The organism is Kocuria rosea (genome assembly GCF_023715525.1).
Classification (GTDB): domain Bacteria; phylum Actinomycetota; class Actinomycetes; order Actinomycetales; family Micrococcaceae; genus Kocuria; species Kocuria rosea_A.
Window position 1 is genome coordinate 40170 of record NZ_JAMBOG010000015.1, and the last position, 16851, is coordinate 57020.

Annotated in this window: 19 protein-coding genes; 15 read left to right on the forward strand and 4 right to left on the reverse strand. The window is 76.7% G+C overall.

The features are described from left to right. The first annotated feature begins 17 nt into the window (after nt 1–17). The 10 genes from M3185_RS11595 to M3185_RS11640 all read left to right on the forward strand — a co-directional run bounded on the left by M3185_RS11595 (nt 18) and on the right by M3185_RS11640 (nt 8854). Nucleotides 18–1040: a zinc-binding dehydrogenase gene (locus M3185_RS11595; RefSeq protein ID WP_251333838.1), complete on the forward strand. Its 1023-nt coding sequence runs from the start codon at nt 18–20 to the stop codon at nt 1038–1040. Then, complete coding sequence (locus tag M3185_RS11600) at nt 1019–2614, forward strand: gluconokinase (RefSeq protein WP_251333839.1); 1596 nt, start codon at nt 1019–1021, stop codon at nt 2612–2614. The genes M3185_RS11595 and M3185_RS11600 overlap by 22 nt, the downstream gene beginning before the upstream one ends. 101 nt (nt 2615–2715) lie before the next feature. Then, on the forward strand, nt 2716–3132 hold the full coding sequence (locus tag M3185_RS11605; RefSeq protein ID WP_251333840.1) for a CBS domain-containing protein: 417 nt from the start codon (nt 2716–2718) through the stop codon (nt 3130–3132). Between the two features lie 157 nt (nt 3133–3289). Next, nucleotides 3290–4666, forward strand: coding sequence for an FAD-binding oxidoreductase (locus M3185_RS11610; RefSeq protein ID WP_251333841.1), 1377 nt, complete (start codon nt 3290–3292; stop codon nt 4664–4666). Between the two features lie 109 nt (nt 4667–4775). Further along, nucleotides 4776–5069, forward strand: coding sequence for an antitoxin (locus M3185_RS11615; RefSeq protein ID WP_251333842.1), 294 nt, complete (start codon nt 4776–4778; stop codon nt 5067–5069). 281 nt (nt 5070–5350) lie between these two features. Next, nucleotides 5351–5527 (forward strand): hypothetical protein, encoded by a 177-nt coding sequence (locus M3185_RS11620; protein ID WP_251333843.1) that lies wholly within the window; start codon nt 5351–5353, stop codon nt 5525–5527. Nucleotides 5528–5609: 82 nt separating this feature from the next. Then, nucleotides 5610–6566 (forward strand): glycerophosphodiester phosphodiesterase family protein, encoded by a 957-nt coding sequence (locus M3185_RS11625; RefSeq protein WP_251333844.1) that lies wholly within the window; start codon nt 5610–5612, stop codon nt 6564–6566. Between the two features lie 77 nt (nt 6567–6643). Further along, entirely contained in the window at nt 6644–7612 is a 969-nt protein-coding gene (locus M3185_RS11630; RefSeq protein WP_251333845.1) for an asparaginase, read from the forward strand. A gap of 156 nt (nt 7613–7768) precedes the next feature. After that, nucleotides 7769–8101, forward strand: coding sequence for a hypothetical protein (locus M3185_RS11635; protein WP_251333846.1), 333 nt, complete (start codon nt 7769–7771; stop codon nt 8099–8101). A 9-nt stretch (nt 8102–8110) separates the two neighbouring features. After that, nucleotides 8111–8854 carry an ABC transporter permease gene (locus tag M3185_RS11640; RefSeq protein ID WP_251333847.1) on the forward strand — a complete coding sequence of 248 codons (744 nt, stop codon included), beginning with the start codon at nt 8111–8113 and terminating at the stop codon, nt 8852–8854. Nucleotides 8855–8872: 18 nt separating this feature from the next. On the opposite strand, the gene M3185_RS11645 is transcribed toward M3185_RS11640, so the two are convergent. After that, nucleotides 8873–9778, reverse strand: coding sequence for a LysR family transcriptional regulator (locus M3185_RS11645; RefSeq protein ID WP_251333848.1), 906 nt, complete (start codon nt 9776–9778; stop codon nt 8873–8875). 104 nt (nt 9779–9882) lie between these two features. Between M3185_RS11645 and M3185_RS11650 the strand changes: the two genes are divergently transcribed. Then, a complete protein-coding gene (locus M3185_RS11650) occupies nt 9883–10998 on the forward strand; it encodes an SLAC1 family transporter (protein ID WP_251333849.1) in 1116 nt (371 codons plus the stop codon). A gap of 13 nt (nt 10999–11011) precedes the next feature. Here M3185_RS11650 and M3185_RS11655 read toward each other — a convergent pair whose 3' ends face one another. Both M3185_RS11655 and M3185_RS11660 read right to left on the reverse strand, forming a co-directional pair. Beyond that, nucleotides 11012–11434 carry a hypothetical protein gene (locus M3185_RS11655; protein ID WP_251333850.1) on the reverse strand — a complete coding sequence of 141 codons (423 nt, stop codon included), beginning with the start codon at nt 11432–11434 and terminating at the stop codon, nt 11012–11014. Between the two features lie 90 nt (nt 11435–11524). After that, nucleotides 11525–12163: a hypothetical protein gene (locus tag M3185_RS11660; RefSeq protein ID WP_251333851.1), complete on the reverse strand. Its 639-nt coding sequence runs from the start codon at nt 12161–12163 to the stop codon at nt 11525–11527. A 141-nt stretch (nt 12164–12304) separates the two neighbouring features. On the opposite strand from M3185_RS11660, the gene M3185_RS17405 reads away from it, so the two are divergent. Then, nucleotides 12305–13063 carry a YciI family protein gene (locus M3185_RS17405; protein WP_308222199.1) on the forward strand — a complete coding sequence of 253 codons (759 nt, stop codon included), beginning with the start codon at nt 12305–12307 and terminating at the stop codon, nt 13061–13063. Nucleotides 13064–13103: 40 nt separating this feature from the next. Here M3185_RS17405 and M3185_RS11670 read toward each other — a convergent pair whose 3' ends face one another. Further along, on the reverse strand, nt 13104–13928 hold the full coding sequence (locus M3185_RS11670) for a hypothetical protein (RefSeq protein ID WP_251333852.1): 825 nt from the start codon (nt 13926–13928) through the stop codon (nt 13104–13106). Between the two features lie 95 nt (nt 13929–14023). On the opposite strand from M3185_RS11670, the gene M3185_RS11675 reads away from it, so the two are divergent. The 3 genes from M3185_RS11675 to M3185_RS11685 all read left to right on the forward strand — a co-directional run bounded on the left by M3185_RS11675 (nt 14024) and on the right by M3185_RS11685 (nt 16841). Further along, complete coding sequence (locus M3185_RS11675) at nt 14024–14245, forward strand: hypothetical protein (protein WP_251333853.1); 222 nt, start codon at nt 14024–14026, stop codon at nt 14243–14245. Continuing rightward, the gene (locus M3185_RS11680; protein WP_251333854.1) at nt 14242–15117 is read left to right on the forward strand and encodes an alpha/beta hydrolase fold domain-containing protein; all 876 of its coding nucleotides are present in this window, start codon (nt 14242–14244) and stop codon (nt 15115–15117) included. Before M3185_RS11675 ends, M3185_RS11680 begins: the two co-directional genes overlap by 4 nt. Nucleotides 15118–15242: 125 nt before the next feature. Next, complete coding sequence (locus tag M3185_RS11685; protein ID WP_251333855.1) at nt 15243–16841, forward strand: amidohydrolase; 1599 nt, start codon at nt 15243–15245, stop codon at nt 16839–16841. The last annotated feature ends 10 nt before the right edge of the window (nt 16842–16851 follow it).

Consider the following 16851-nt stretch of genomic DNA (forward strand, 5'->3'; position numbering starts at 1 on the left):
GTCCCCGAGGAGAGCACATGAAGGCCATCGTCATCCACGGCAGGCTCGACCTGCGGGTCGAGGACGTCCCCACCCCCGAGCCCGGAGCGGGCGAACTGAGGCTGCGAATGGCCTACGGCGGGGTGTGCGGGTCCGACCTGCACTACTGGGCGCACGGCGCCAACGGCGAGTACGTGGTCCGGGAACCGCTCGTGCCCGGCCACGAGGTCTCCGGGACGGTCGAGCTCGACCCCTCCGGCGAGCTCGCCCCCGGCACCCCCGTGACGGTCCACCCCGCGACCTTCGGCACGCCCGAGCCCGGGATCGAGGACCGCCCCCACCTGTGGCCCGGCGGCGCCTACCTCGGCAGCGCCTCCACCTGGCCCCACACCCAGGGCGGGATGAGCGAGCACCTGGTCGTGCGCCGCGACATGGTCCGCGTGCTGCCCGAGGGCGTGTCCCTGCGCCGGGCGGCGCTCGCGGAGCCGCTGGCCGTGGCCCTGCACGGGCTGAACGTGGCCGGCGACGTCGCCGGCCGGCGCGTGCTCGTCTCCGGCTCCGGGCCCATCGGCCTGCTCGCCGCGGCAGCGGCCCTGGCGCGCGGGGCCGCGGAGGTCGTGAGCACCGACGTCCTGGAGGGCCCCCTCGAGCGGGCCCGCCGGCTCGGCGTGCACGGCACGGTCCGGGTCGGCGCCGAGCAGGTCCCGCCGCTGGCGTTCGACGTGGTCCTGGAGTGCTCCGGCGTGCCCGCGGCGACCAGCGCCGCGCTGGTGGGCGCCCGCCGCGGCGCCGTCGTGGTCCAGGTGGGCATGGTGCCGAACGAGGCCCGGCCCGTGAACCTCGCGCCGCTGGTCTCGAAGGAGCTCCAGCTGCGCGGGTCCTTCCGCTTCGCCGACGAGCTCGACGAGGCGCTCGAGCTGCTCGCCGCCCGCCCCGGCATCGAGGACGTGGTCACCCACGTCCTGCCCGCCGAGCGCGCGGCCGAGGCGTTCGCGGCGGCCCAGGACTCGGCCGCCTCCGGCAAGGTCCTCGTGTCCCTGTGGCACGACGACCCCCGATGAGCCCGGCGGGTCCGCAGGCCGGCCCGGCCGAGGACCCCGCCCCCGCCCCCGTCGTCGTCGGCGTCGACATCGGCACGACCGCCACGAAGGCGGTCGCCTTCACCGCGGCGGGGGAGCTGGTCGCCGGGGCCTCCGCCGAGTACCCGCTCGAGGAGCCGCGGCCCGGCCACGCGGAGCAGGACCCGGAGCTGATCCTCGGGGCGGTGCTGGAGTGCCTGCGCTCGGTCGTCCGGGAGGTCGGGGCCCCGCGCGTGGCCGGGCTGTCCTTCAGCGCCGCGATGCACAGCCTCCTGGGGCTCTCCGCCGACGGGCGGCCGCTGACGCCACTCGTCACCTGGGCCGACGCCCGTGCCGGCGAGCAGGCCGAGCGGCTGCGCGCCGGGGCCGGCGGCCTCGCGCTGCACCGGCGCACCGGGACCCCCGTGCACCCGATGTCCCCGCTGACCAAGCTCGTGTGGTTCCGCGAGGAGCGGACGCAGCTGTGCGCGCGCGTGGCCTGCTGGGCGGGGATCAAGGAGTTCGTGCTGCTGCGGCTGTGCGGGGAGCTCGTGACCGACCACTCGGTGGCCTCGGCCACCGGGCTGATGAACCTGCAGGAGCTGGACTGGGACGCCGAGGCGCTGGAGCTCGCCGGGGTGACGCCCGCGCGGCTGCCCCGGCTCGTGCCCACCACGGAGGTCCTCCCCGGCCTGACCGCCGGGGCGGCGCACGCGACCGGGCTGCCCGCGGCGACCCCCGTGGTGGTCGGCGCCGGCGACGGCCCCCTCGCCAACCTGGGGCTGGGCGCGGTGCGCCCCGGGGTCGTGGCCTGCTCGATCGGCACGAGCGGGGCGCTGCGCGTCGTCGTCGACCGGCCCGTCGTGGACCCCCGGGGACAGGTGTTCTGCTACGCGCTCACCCCCGGCCGCTGGGTCGTGGGCGGGGCCGTGAACAACGGCGGGGTGGTGCTGGGCTGGGCCGGGGACGCCCTCGCCCCGGAGCTGGGGGACGAGCCCGAGGAGGAGCTGCTCACCCTCGCCGAGCGGGTCCCGGCCGGGGCCGGCGGGCTCGTCATGCTGCCCTACCTGCTGGGGGAGAGGGCGCCCCGCTGGACGTCCGTTCCGCGCGGGGCATATGTCGGGCTCACGCGCGCCCACCGGCGGGAGCACCTGGTGCGCGCCGCCCTGGAGGGCGTGTGCCAGCAGCTGGCCCTCGTCCTGGACTCGATGCGCGCCACGGGCCTGGCCGTGGAGCAGGTCCGCGCGACCGGCGGGTTCGCCCGCAGCCCGCTGTGGCGGCAGCTGCTCGCGGACGTGCTGGGCCTCGACGTCCGGTTCGCCGAGGGGCACGACGGCTCCGGCTTCGGCGCAGCCCTGCTCGGCATGCAGGCCCTCGGGCTCGTCGCCTCCGTCGACGTCGCGGCGGAGCTCGTCCAGGTGGACGCGACCGTGCGCCCGCGGCCGGCGGACGCCGCCGTCCACGCGGCCCTGCGTCCGGTCTTCGAAGGCCTCCACGACGCGCTCGTGCCCGCGTTCACCGCGCTGCGGCAGCTGGCGCCGTCGCTGCCCCTCGAACCCGGCCCGGGCCTGCGGTAAACATCGGACACGGGGCGCACGGGCCCCTGCTCCGCTCCTAGGCTGGTAGCCCCGGACCGGGTGCTCGACGGTCCGCCCCAGCGACGACAGGAGGACCCGCGATGACCACGGCACGCGAGATCATGAGCCCGGGCGCGGAGTGCATCGGCGAGAACCAGACGCTCGAGGAGGCCGCGCGGAAGATGAAGGACCTGGACGTCGGGGCCCTGCCGATCTGCGGCGAGGACAACCGGCTCAAGGGCGTCGTCACCGACCGCGACATCGTCGTGAAGTGCTTGGCCGGCGGCGGGGACCCCCGCACGGTCCGGGCCGGCGAGCTCGCCGAGGGCAAGCCGGTGACGATCGGCGCCGACGACAGCGTCGAGGAGGCCATCCGGACCATGACCGACCACCAGGTGCGGCGCCTGCCGGTGATCGACGGGCACGACCTCGTCGGGATGGTCAGCCAGGCCGACATCGCCCGGTCCATGCCCGAGGACCGCGTCGGGGAGCTCGTCGAGCTGATCTCCTTCGACTGAGGACCACCGGGGCGACCGGGGCCCCGCCCCTCCCGCGGCGCCCGCCCGGACCGCCCGTGCGGACCGGCCGGGCGCCGCCGTCCGGGCCGCGGAGTACGCTGGACACAGCATCCCCGAGACATCAGTGATCGGATCGACGGCGCCGAGGGGGCCCGCAATGATCTCGAGAACCGACGTGGAGGACCTCGTCCCGCAGGTCTGCGGCCCCGTCCTCCTCCCGGACGACGACGGCTTCGCGGAGGAGATCGCCGGCTTCAACCTGGCCGCCGTCCACCACCCCGACGTCGTGGTGGGGGCCGACGACGCCGGGGACGTGATGACGGCGGTGCAGTGGGCGGCCGCCCACCACGAGCCCGTCGGCGTCCAGGCCACCGGGCACGGGGCCGACCAGCCCATGGAGGGCGGGCTGCTCATCACCACGCACCGCATGCAGGAGCTCACCGTGGACCCCGTCCGGCGCACCGCCCGGATCGGCGCCGGCGTGCGCTGGCGCTCGGTGATCGACGCGATCGCCCCCCACGGGCTGGGCGTGCTCAACGGCTCCTCCAGCCACGCGGGGGCCGTGGGCTACACCCTCGGCGGGGGGCTGCCCGTGCTGGGGCGGGCCTTCGGCTTCGCGGCCGACTGGGTGCGCGGCCTCGACGTCGTCACCCCCGACGGGCGGCTGCGCAGCGTGGACGCCGCGCACGAGCCCGAGCTGTTCGCCCTGCTGCTCGGGGGCAAGGGCAACCTGGGCGTCGTCACGGCGATGACCCTGGAGCTCGTCCCGCTGAGCGGGCTCTACGGCGGCGGCGTCTTCTACCCCGGCGCCGACGCGCAGGAGGTGCTCTCGGCGTTCAGCCGGTGGGCCCCCGGCCTGCCGGACAACGCCTGCACCTCCGTGGCGCTGCGCTGGATGCCGCGCCACCCCCTCGTCGAGGAACGCCTGCGCCACCGGCTGCTCGTGCACCTGCGCTACTGCTGGGTGGGCGACCCCGAGGAGGGGGCGCGGGCCCTCGAGCCCATGCGCGAGGTCTCCTGCAGCGTGCTCGACACCGTCGCCCCCATGGACTACCGGGACATCGACCTCGTCCACCTCGACGCCACGCAGCCCGGTCTCTACGTGCTGACCGGGGAGTTCCTCCGGGACTTCGACGCCGCGGCGATCGCGGCGCTGCTGCAGCAGGCCGGCCCCGGGTCGGACTGCCCGCTGCCCGAGGTCGGGATCCGGCTGATGGGCGGGTCCCTGTCCCGCCCCAGCGCCCGCGACGACGCGGTCACGGGACGCGACGCGGCGTTCTTCCTCGAGCTCATCGGCCGGCTCTCGCCCAAGGTCGCCGACCGGACCCCGCCCGCGCTCGCGGCCATCCTCCAGGCGATGTCCCCGTGGAGCACGGGCCGGGCGTTCGTGAACCTGCACGGGGTCCCCGGCGGGGAGAGCGAGCGGGCCCGGGCGTGGTCCGAGGAGGTCTACGCCCGGCTGGTGCGCGCCAAGGCGGTCTACGACCCGGACAACCTGCTGCGCTTCCAGCACGTCGTGGGACAGTCGCGCTGACGCCCGGCCCGCCCCCTGTCCAGCGTCCCGACAGCACTGCATGATGGACTCGGTACGCCGGACGCCCGCGACGAGCGCGGGCGTCACCCGATCGGAAGGAGACGCCGTGGTGGACTTCAGCAGACTCGCGGCCAAGGCCAAGCAGTTCGCGCAGCGCAACCCGGACAAGGTCGGCAAGATCATTGACCAGGCCGGGAACCTCGTCGACAAGAGGACGGGGCGCAAGTACGAGCGCCACGTGGACACCGTGCAGCAGCGGGCCCGCGACTACCTCGGCGGAGGCCGTGCACCGGGTCCGCGACCGGAGGAGCGGCCCACGGGCGGGACGGGGCGCAATCCCGTCGACCAGCCCCCCACGGACCGCCCCGGCGGGGACGTGCCGGGGCGGGACCCGCTGCGCTGACCGCCTCCGGCCGGCCGGCGCAGGGCCCCGGGACCGATCCGGGGGCGGGCGGCGGTCCGGCGGGGGCCAGGACGACGACGGACACGGCGGCTCCCTCGGGGGGAGGTGCCCGCCACGGACCGCCGGATGAAGGTGCACGGAAGCGGCGGGCGGCCGCGCGGCGCTCCGCCGCGGTGCCGGAGCAGGTGCTCGCGGGGCTCGGCGGGGCCCTCGCGGCCGCCACCCCGGCACTCCGCGCCGGCCTCCCGCCGGATCCGCCCGCGCGCTGTCACAATGACCCCATGACATTCGCCTCCGCGAACGGCGGGCGCGCCGCGGCGTGGACCACGCTCGGCGGGCCCCCCACCGCCCTGCGGGCGCACGCCCTCTCCTGGATCGCCGTCAGCGCCGACGCCGGCGTCCTCCGCCGGGGAGGCGAGGCGGCCCGGGCCGCCCCGGCCCCTCCGTCCTGCGCCTGACCCGCGAGGCCCCCGCCTCCGTCCCCCGCCCGCCGACCCCTGCGAAACCCCCGTCTCGCTCCTGTCCCCCCGAGGAGTCGCCATGCCGCACGTCCCCCACATCCCCCCGCCTCACGACCCGGTCGGCTGCTCCGGCATGCACTCCGCGCCGGGCGCCCCGGCCGGCGCCCCGGTCTTCCGGTCCCCGGACGAGCTCGCCGCCGCCACCCGCCACGCCCGGCTGGGCCGCACCGGGCCCCTGCTGGTGGCCTCCCGGGCGGGTTTCCACCCCGACGGGCCCTGGCCGGGCTCCGCGCTCGAGTCGGCCGAGAACGTCCGTGCCGCGCTGCCGGCCACGATCGTCGAGATCGACCTGCGGGCCACCGTCGACGGTGTGTGCGTCGTGCTGCACGACGCCGTCATGGGCCGGGCGAGCACCGGTGCGGGGCCGATCAGCGATCAGTCCGCCGACTACGTGCTGAGCCAGCGCCTCGTGGACAACCACGGCGAGGTCAGCGAGCACCGGCTCCGCGCGGCGGGGGACTTCCTCGCCTGGGCCGTGCGGACCGGCGCCGTCCTGTGGCTCGACGTCCACGACGTGGCACCGGAGACCGTCGTCGGGCTCGTGCGCGAGCACGGGGCCGAGAGCCAGGTGATCGTCGGCGCCTACGGGCTGCGCAACCTCTCGGCCTACCGGCGGCTCGCCCCGGACCTGGTCTACTTCGTCCCCACCCACGCGGACGGGCTGCCCACGGTCGAGGACGTCCGGCGCGAGGTCCCGGACCCGGAGCGCCTGGTCGGCTTCGCCGGCGAGTACATGCCCGACCCCGAGGACAGCGTGCGGCTGCGCACCTGGGACGTCCCCGCGATGCTGGACCTCACGCGCTACGACGAGAACCTGCACGACGACGAGCTGGACCTGCGCTGCTACCGCCGCGCGGTGGAGGTCGGATGCCGCATCCTGCGCACCACCCACGTCCGGGAGGTGGCGGAGCTGCTCCAGCTCACGGCCGCCGCGCCGCAGTCCCTGAGGGAGCACTACCGGGTGTCCCGCCGCTGATCCCGCCCGTGTGTGGCGCATCACGGCCGAGTCCCCTACGGTCGTAGCAGGACCACGGCGGCTCCAGGAGGCACGGCATGGCACACGTCCAGCTGCTCGGCACCGGCGGCACCATCGCGTCGCGGGGCGGGGGCGAGAGCGGCTCGGTGGCCACCGACACCGCCGCCGGGCTCGCCACCACCCGGTACGGCGACGTCACCGTCGCCGCCCGCGACGTCCTGACCACCGGCAGCTACCGGCTGGGCCTGGCCGACCTGCGGCGGATCGCGGAGGCCGTGCAGGAGGCGCTGGTCGACCGCGGCAACGACGGCGTGGTCGTCACCCACGGCACCGACACCCTGGAGGAGACGGCGTTCCTGCTGGACCTCGTGCACGCCTCGCCGAAGTCCGTGGTGGTCACCGGGGCCCAGCAGCCCGCGGACAGCCCCGCCCCCGACGGTCCCCGCAACGTGGCCGAGGCGGTGCTCGCCGCGCACTCGACGGCCCTGCACCACAGTGGCGTGCTCGTCTCGTTCGGGGGGACCCTGCGCACCGCCCGCGGCGCCCGCAAGGCCCACACCGTGGCCCCCGACCCGTTCCAGGGCGGCACCGAGGTGGCGCACGTGACCGGCGGCGAACTCGTCGTGCTGGCGAAGCCCGTGCGCCGCCCGCCCCTGCCCCTGCCCCCGGCGGACTTCGACGACGTGCGGGTCGAGGTCGTCACCGCCTACCCCGGGGCCACGCCCGAGCTGTTCGAGTTCGCGGTGGCCTCCGGTGCCCGGGCCGTGGTGCTCGCCGGCACCGGGGTCGGCAACGCGGGCCCGGGCTTCGCCGAGGCGGTGGGCCGGGCCGTGGCGGCGGGGTGCGCCGTGGTCCTGAGCACCCGCGCGCCGTGGGGTCCCGTGGTCCCGACCTACGGCAACGGCGGGGGCGTGGACCTCGTGCGCGCCGGTGCCGTCCCCTCCGGGCACCTGAACCCCTTCCAGGCGCGGATCCTCGCCGCCCTGCTGCTCTCCCTCGGCACCTCGGCGCCCGACCTGCCCCAGGCGTTCCGCGCCCACCTGTAGGGCCTCCGCGTCCGCGAGCCCCCTCGTGCCCGTCCCGCCGGGCCACGCCCCGACCCAGGAGGAAGCATGGCGGAGAAGATCCCCGGGCCGCTGGCCGCCATGGCCGGCGTCGCCCGCGACGTCGCCGCCCGCCACCCCCGGGCGCGGGGCTGAGCCGTGTGCGCGGGGTGCTCCGGCGGCCGGCCGGTCTCGTCCACCACGGCCCGCCTCAACGCGGACCGGCTCAAGCCGGCCGTGCAGCAGGCGCTGCAGCGGCGGGTGGGGCGGCGGGCGCGGATCTCCGTGTTCGGGGACCGGTGGGTGCTGCGGCTGCCGACCGGGCGCCAGGAGGTCTTCGAGGACGTCGAGGCGCTCGCGGCCGCCCTCACGGCGCAGGGCCTCGCCGGTCCCGCGGATCCGCCCGGGGAGGTGCCGGCGGACCCGTCCGGGGAAGCGCACGGGAACGCGGCGGACGAGCTCGTGAGCGCCCTGCTCGCGGGGCCGCCCTAGACTCGCCGCATGGCGTGGAACGCGGTGGCCCTCTCGACCCTCCTGGGCGTCGGCGTCCTCGTCGCGGTCACGGCCGCGGCGCTCGCGGTCCGCGGGGTGCCCCGGTGGTCCGCGCCCGGGCTCGCGGTGCTGCGCGCCGCCGCCCAGCTCGCCGCCCTCAGCCTCGTGCTCTCGGCGGTCATCGAGGACATCCGGTGGGTCTGGCTGGCCCTGGGGGCCATGCTCGTGGCGGCCGTCCTCACGGCCGGCGGCCGGATCGCCGCGGGGGCGCGGCTGCTGCCGTGGCTGGCCCTCGCCATGGTCCTCGCCGCGGGGACCGCCCTGGCGGTGGTGTTCCTGACGGGCGCCGTGACCGTGACCCCGCAGAACGTGCTCGCCGTCGGCGGCATCGTCATCGGCAACACCATGAGCATCGCCACGCTGACCGGCCGCCGCTACCGGGGCTCGCTGGTGGAGCGGCGCGACGAGGTGGAGGGCTGGCTGGCCCTCGGGGCGACCCCCCGGCAGTCCACGCTGGAGATCGCCCGCCACGCCGTCGTCGAGGCGATCGTCCCGTCGGTGGACCAGACCCGCACCACCGGGATGGTCGTGCTGCCCGGCGCGTTCGTGGGCGCGGTCTTCGCCGGGGCGTCGCCGCTGGAGGCGGGCCGGTTCCAGCTCGTCGTGCTCGCGAGCATCCTCGCCGCGGGGGCCCTCGTGGCGGTCGGCCTGGTGGAGGTGCTCGGCCGGGCGCGGACGGTGCCCACCGGGTGATCCGCTCCTGCCGCGGGCTCAGCGCCCCGGCGCGGGCGGGGTGCGCCGCAGGGCGATGTCGAGGAGGTCCGCGGCGGCCCCCCGCACGGGCCGGTCCGGGCGGCGGATGACCTGCAGCGAGCGGGTCAGCTCCAGCCCGTCGACGCGCACGGCGACCAGGCGGCCGTCGTCGAGCTCGTGGCGCACCGCGAGGCGGGACAGCACCGTGGGCCGGCAGCCCGCGAGGGCGGCGGCCTTGACCGCGGCGGTGGTGCCGAGCTCGACGAGCGGCGGCGCGAGCCCGGGCAGGGCCGCCTCGAGGGTCTGCCGGGTGCCGGAGCCGGCCTCGCGCAGCACGAGCCGGGTGGTCCGCAGCTCGTCCTGGGCGATGCCGTCCCGCTGCGCCCAGGGGTGGCCGGGCGGGACGACGAGCACCAGCTCGTCCTGGGCGAAGGGCAGCGTCTCGACCGTGCGCGGGGCGGCGGGGCCCTCGACGAAGCCCAGCTGCACCTCGTCGGCGAGCACGGCGGCGATCACCTCGTCCGTGTTGCCCGTGGTGACCGAGACCTCCAGGCCGGGGTGCCGTCCGCGCAGCGCCATGATCCACGCCGGCAGGACGTGCTCGGCGATGGTCATGGACGTGGCCACGGTGGCGTGCCCGCGCCCGGCGACGCTCGCCACGCCCTCGGCCAGGTTCTCCGCGGCCCGCAGCAGGTCCCCGATCCACTCCATGACCGGTGCGGCGCGGGCGGTGACCACGACCCCGCGCGGGGACCGGGTGAACAGGGCCAGGCCCAGGCGCTGCTCCACGGCCCGGATCCGGGCGCTGGCCGCCTGCTGGCTGATGCCCAGCTCGCGGGCGGCGGCGCCCACGCTGCCCAGCCGCGCGGCCAGGTGGGCGGTCTCGAACTCCTCGAGGGCGGGCAGGCGGGCGGCGACGGGCATGCTGCCCATCGTCCCATCCGGCCGCTCCGCTCACAACCGGGGATTGTGGCCCCACAGGGGAGCGCCGTCTACCGGGTCCCGCCGCGCGGGAGGAAGGTGGGACCATGAGCCTGCCCGTGACCCGTGCCGTCGTCGTCCCCACCGTCCCCGCGCGCACGGCCGGGCGGCGGCCGGGGCTCGCGGTCGAGCACGTGGGGCCCCAGTGGTTCCCCGCGGTCATGGGCACCGGGATCCTCGCCGTGTGCACCGAGCGGCTCGCGGCCGCCGCCCCCGCCCTGCACGGGGCGGCCCTCGCCGCCCTGGCCGTCGCGTGGCTCGTGCTCCTGGTCGTCGGCGGCACCTTCCTCCGGCACGCGCGGCGCCGTCCCGACCGGTTCCGCGCCACCGTCGCGGATCCCGCCGTCGTGCCCTTCTACGGGGCGGTCGCCATGGGGCTGCTCTCCGTGGGGGCGGCCACCTCCGCCGTCCTGGGCCCGCACCTGCCGTCGACGGCGAGCGCCGCCGCCTGGCTGCTGTGGGTCCTCGGCACGCTCCTGGGCGTGGTCACGGCCCTGGGCTGCCCGGTGCGGCTGCTCACCGCCGGGCCTGCGGAGCGCGGCGCCCCGACCCCGGTGTGGGCGCTGCCGGTGGTCCCGCCGATGGTCTCGGCCGCCTCCGGGACCGCGCTGACGGCCACCCTGGCGCCCGGGCCGGCCGCGACCGCGCTGCTCGCGGCCTGCGGGGCGCTGTTCGTGCTGTCGCTGTGCCTGGGGACCGTGGTCTTCGTCCTCGCCTACGGCCACCTGGCGCGCGGGAACGCCCTGCCGCTGCAGGGCACGCCGGCGATCTGGATCCCGCTGGGGATGGCCGGGCAGTCCACCGCGGCCGTGAACCTGGCCCTCGTCCCGGCGGGGGCGGCCCTCCCGCCCGCCGCGCTCGGGGGCCTGCACGCGGCGGCCGTCGGCTACAGCGCCGTCGCGCTGCTCCTCGGGGCGGTGGCGGCGGCGGTCGCCCTGCGCGTGACGGTGCGGGCGCTGCGCCGGGGCCTGCGCTTCTCGCCGGCCTGGTGGAGCTTCACGTTCCCGGCCGGGGCCATGGGCCTGGGCGTCTCCGCGCTCGGGACCACCCTGGGCGCGTCCTGGCTGATCGCCGTCTCGGCGGGGATCTGCGCCGGCCTGGCCGGGACCGTGGGCCTGTGCCTGGTGTGCTCGGCCCGGTGCTGGCTCACCGGCCGGGCCTGACGCGCCCGGCCGGCTAGAGCGCGGCCGCCCCGGCCAGCACCAGGCCGATGCCGGCGGCCAGCAGCCCCGCAGTGAGACTGGCAGCGCCCAGCCACAGCAGGACGATGAGCCTGCCCGGCTGCTGCGGGTCCTTGCCCAGCACCGACAGGAAGAAGCCGGCCGGCATGAGGACGGCGGCCACCGGCACCCCGCTGCGGGCCACGACCTCCAGCGGCGCCGGGAGGCTCACCTGGTCGACGACGAGCAGGATCACGATGCTCAGGACCAGCAGCACGGCCGCATGGGCGTGCCCGGCGCGGAAGAAGCCCTTCTGCAGGTCGTTCGTCTCCACATGCCGGCGCACGACCTTGGTGAGGAAGTACCCGCCGGACTCCACGGTCACCAGGAACAGGAGCAGCACGCCGATCGTGAGGAGCGTCTGCGGTTGGACCGTCATGGCGTCCAGTGTTGGACCGGGGAGCCCGCCCGTTCAAGGACGGGCGGCGTGCCCGCGTCACAACCGGTCGCACGCCCGCCCCGCGGCCGGTCAGGACGCGCGGCCGGCGACGATCGCGTCGTAGAGCGCCGTCGGGAGCAGGCCGCCGCGGTGGGCGCGCTCGACGGCGGCGAAGCCCTCGTCCGTCTCCTCGTAGGGGAAGTGGATCAGGTCGGCGACGAGCTCCCAGTGGTCGATCACCCCGCCGGCGTAGAGCCGGCAGATCTCCTCCGGGGTGTCGGCCGAGAAGGTGGGGGACGCGGGCAGGACGTACTCGCCGGCGGGCACCCGCCAGGCCTCGAGGACGTCGAGGTCCGCCGCCAGGTCCTCGAGCGTGTCGTAGTGGCCCGTGCGGTCGGGGTCCACGGTCCCGTCGGGATTGGCCAGCTCGACGTCGTAGCCGCCCTCCGCCGCCGCGAAGACGGAGGTGGGCCCGGGCTCCCCGCCCACGCCGGCGTCCAGGGGCAGCTGGGACGGCAGCCACTCCCAGCCGTCGCCGAGCTGGTCCATCTCGAGGTCGCGGTAGGCGACCCAGCCGCGGGAGGTGAGCAGCTCGTGGGCGTCGTCGTCCCAGGTGCCCTGCGGGGAGCCCTCGACGTCGACGTTCCGGGCGCCGGCCGCGGCGTGGAAGTCGCGGCGCTGCTGCTTCTTCTTGGCGGCGGCCTTCTTGCGGGGCTTGCTCTTGGGCACGGGATTCTCCTGGCAGGCGGGAGGGCCGCGCGGCGGCCCCTCGGGACTTCCATGATGGCGCACCGGGGCGGGCCCGCGGGCCGCTGCCCGCCGTCGGTGCCCGCTCTTGTCCCGGGCGCCGTCCCGCCGTAGCGTGCGGGCATGGCCCCGGACCCGCTCCCGGACGGCACGGACGTCGTGCGCCGGCTCTTCGCCGCCTACCTCGCCCAGGACGAGGCGGCGGCGCGAGAGCTCCTCGACGACGCCCTGCGGTTCACCTCGCCGCAGGACGACCACATCGACAAGGCCGCATGGCTCGCCCGCTGCCTCCCCACGGCCCGGCGGGTGGCGTGGCAGGAGCTGCGCGAGGTCGTCGAGGCGCGGCCCGGTCTCGTGCTCGTGCGCTACGAGTACGGGCTGAGGACCGGCGGGACGTTCCAGAACATGGAGGCGATCACGGTGCGCGACGGCCGGGTCGTCGACGTCCAGGTCTACTTCGGCGGCGCGCCGGCCGCCGCCGACCCCCAGCACCCGACGCTCCAGGAAGGCCCGCCCGCCATGAAGCACTACCTGCTCAGCATCGAACAGCCCGACGGCGGCCCGGCCGGGCCCGAGGTCCTCGGACCCGTGATGCGCGACGTCGCGGCCTTCAACGAGGAGCTCAGGGCCGCCGGGGCGTGGGTCTTCGCCGGCGGCCTCGACCGGGCGGAGGCGTCCGTCGTCGTGCGCTTCCACGGCGGCGACGTGGTCACGACCGACGGCCCGTACGAGCGCGAGGACGAGCACGCGGGCGGGATCTGCATCGTGGCGGCCCCCGACTACGACGCCGCCATCGAGTGGGGCCGCAAGCTGGCGAAGGCCACGACCCTGCCCGTGGAGGTGCGCGAGTTCCAGGGCGAGCCCGCCGAGCACCTGCCGTAGACCTCGACGCCCTCCCTCCCGGCGCGCTGATCCGGCCGGGTCACCGGTCGATCTGCCGGGCCTGGGCCTCCCAGTCGGCGTGCAGGTCCCGGGCCTCGGTGGGCCGGTGGGTCTCCCGCATGGCCCTGAGCGCCGCGTTGCGCTGGTCGGCCAGGGAGTCCGCGGCCGCCCTCGCGGCGGCGTCCAGGCGCACCTGGGCGCGGGCGTCGGAGATGCTGCGCATGATGGCCTCCACGCCCTCGGACCCGCCCTGCAGGTAGGCGGCCCGGACGGCGGGGTCCGGGTGGCAGACGTAGCGGTCGTCGGACTGGCCCAGCCGGGCGTCGAACTCCTCGTCGGTGCGGTCGGCGAGCATGGCGGCCACCCGGTCCAGGCGGGCCTCGACGTCCCGCTGGAAGGGGGTCCGCCCGGCCACGTCGCGCAGGGACCACAGCGCCTGGCCGTGCCGGCGCAGCCTCGTCGCGTCCCAGTCGGCCCGGGGGATCTCGGCCAGCCGGCCGGCGACGAACGACGCGTCCCCCGTCCGGTGCTGGTGCGGCAGGACCCCCAGCCGGCACCGCAACCAGGCGGTGCGCATGTCCTGCCCACCGGCCCGCCGGGCCTGCTCCACGAGCCCGGCGGCGCTCCGCTGCGCGGTCCGGTGCCCGGTCGGGTGCGCGGCCGTCCGCCTGCCGGCCGGGGTCTTCCGCGGCGTGCGCACGGAGGTCCGCACGAGCAGGACGGCCAGGTAGAGAGCGGCGACGACCACGCCGGTGACGACGATGGTGCGCAGGTGGGTGAGGACGAACGAGACGACGCAGAGCACGACGATCCCGGCGATCAGCAGCAGGCAACCGGAGCCGTCCCTGCTCCCGGTGCTCTTCATGGCGGATCCCCCTGAACCCTGTGACCACCCGAGCGGCCATTTTATCCGGGTTCCGCACCGGCGAACAGTGCGCCCGCCGTCGCTACGCTGGGCCCGTGAGGTCCTCGGTGCTGTTCCCGTCCGCCGCCGCCCTGCTCCGCGGGCACGGCCTGCAGGGCGCGAGCGCGCAGGAGTCCGTCGAGCGGCTCGAGCGCACGCAGGGAGGCCGGGCGTCGGCGGAGTCCAGCACCTCCGCGGACGGCCCGACCTGCCTCACGACGATGCGGCTGGGGCGAGCCCGGCCGATGACGCCCCTCGACCGGGAGGAACCGGAATGAGCATCACCATGGCCGTGACCGCGCGGGCGGTCGCCCTGCGGGCCCGCCTGACCCCGCGCCGGGAGGTGGAGCGGCTGCGGGGGCGCCCGTACCCGGAGCCGGCGGCGATCCCGGCGGACCTCGAGCGCAGCCACGCCGTGGAGCGCACCGAGGTCGCCGGGCGGCCGGTGATCCGCCTGGCCCCCCGCGCCGGGGCCGACGGCACCCACCTGGTGTACCTGCACGGCGGGGCGTTCGTGATGCCGCTGCTCACCGCGCACTGGTGGATCGTCCGCGAGCTGGTGAGGGGCACCGGCGCCACCGTCACCGTCCCGCTGTACCGGCTGGCCCCGGAGGGCACCGCCGAGGAGGGCTACGACTTCCTCGCCGCCGCCTGGGCGGACCTGGTCCGGCGCCCGGGCGTGGAGCGGATCGTGGTGGCCGGGGACTCCGCCGGCGGCAACCTCGCGATCGGCCTCGCCATGGCCCTGCGCGACGCCGGGTCCCGGCCGCCCGACGAGGTCGTGGCCTTCTCCCCGGCCCTGGACGTCACCGCCAGCCACCCGGCGGTGCGCGAGCTGGACCCCCACGACCCGATGCTGTCCGTGGACGAGGTCCAGCCGCTGTGCGCGGCCTGGGCCGGGGCCCGGGAGCTGACGGATCCGCTGGTGAGCCCCCTGTACGGGTCCGCGGAGGGCCTGCCGCCCGTGCACGTCGTCCAGGGCGGGCGCGACATCCTCGCCGCCGACGCACTGGCCTTCGCGCGCAGCCTCCAGCGGGCCGGCAACCCCGGGCGGCTGATCTACGAGCCCGGCGCCTTCCACGTCTACGTCAGCGCGTACTGGACGCCGGAGGCCCGGCGGGCGCTGGGACACGTGCGCGGCCTGCTCTGAGCCGCCCGCCGCATCGCGCGCCGGGTCGCGCGCCGGATCGCGCACCGCGCGGGCCCGGACCTTGCCGACGGACCCGAAGTGCGGTTGCCTGGGAGGAGCGGAGCCGTCCGAAGGAGGCACCAGCCATGACCGGACCGATCGTCCTCACGGGCGGGACCATCCACCTCGACGCCCGCGGCTCCTCCGCGGAGGCGGTCGGCGTGCGCGAGGGCTCCGTCGTCGCCGCCGGCACGCTCGAGGAGGTGACGGCCGCGCTGCCGGGCGCGCACCGCGCGGACCTGGAGGGGCGCACCGTGGTGCCCGGACTCGTGGAGTCCCACGTCCACCCGATCTTCTTCGGGCTCACCGAGGCCTGGGTCGACGAGCGCAGCCCCCGCCGCAGGTCCGTCCCCGAGATCGTCGACGCGCTGCGCGATGCCCTCCCCGGGGTGGCCGACGGGGAGTGGCTGCGCGGCTGGGGCTACGACCACACCGCCCTCGCCGAGGGCCGCCACCCCACCCGGGACGAGCTCGACCAGGTCTCCACAGACGTCCCGGTCGTCCTCGCCCACGTCACCGCCCACCTCCTGGTGGCCAACTCCCGGGCCCTCGAGCTCGCCGGGATCCGGGACGACACCCCGGACCCCGCGGGAGGACGGTTCGTGCGCGACGACGCCGGGCGCCTCACGGGGCTGGTGCAGGAGCTGGGCGCGGTTGCGGCGGTGCTGGCGGCGGTGCCCCCGCCCGCGCCGGAGGACCTCACGGCCGCCGCGCAGCGGGCCCTGGCGCTCGCCGCCTCGCGCGGGATGACGACCGTGCACGATCTCGCCACCGGCTTCTTCGCCGGGTCCGCCGAGCTGGACGCCTGGGAGGCGCTCGACGCCGCCGGGCGGGTCCCGGTGCGGGTGGCGGCCTATCTGCGCGGGGACCTGCTGCCGGCGTTCCTGGCCTCCCGCCAGTTCGGGACGGGGGAGATGTTCCGGGTGCACGGGGCGAAGTTCTGGGCGGACGGGTCGATCCAGGGGCTCACGGCGGCGCTGAGGGCCCCGTACGCGTGCGCGCACGACGTCACGGGTGAGCTGCTCCTCACCCGCGAGGAGCTCGTGCACCTGGTGACGACCGTGGACGCCGCCGGGGGTCAGGCCGCGGTGCACGCCAACGGGGACCGGGCGCTCAGCACGGTCGTCGAGGCCTTCGCGGCCGTGCGCGCCGAGGGCTGCCGCCGCGGCGGGCGCCACCGGGTCGAGCACCTGCAGATGGCCTCGCCCGAGGACCTCGCCGCCCTCGCCGCCGCCGGCGGCGTGGCCTCGGTGTTCGTCAACCACGTCTACTGGTGGGGCGATCGGCACCGCGACGTGTTCCTCGGCGAGGAGCGCGCGGCGCGGATCGACCCGCTGGCCGACGTCGCCGCGTCCGGGCTGCACTTCGGGCTCCACTCGGACTGCCCCGTGACCCCCATGGACGCGCTGCGCACGCTGTGGACCGCGGTGACCCGGCGGACCAGCGGGGGAGCGGTGCTCGGGCCCGAGCAGCGGCTCACCCCGGCCCGGGCGCTGCACGCGCTGACGGCGGACAGCGCCTGGCTCATCGGGACCGAGTCCCGCTCCGGGACGCTGCACCCCGGGATGGACGCGGACCTCGCGGTGCTGGAGACGGACGTGCTCGCCGCGGACCCGGAGGAGCTGGAGCACGTAGAGGTCGCCGGGACGATGGTCGGCGGGAACTGGGTGTTCGGCGGGGTGTGAGCGCCCGCAC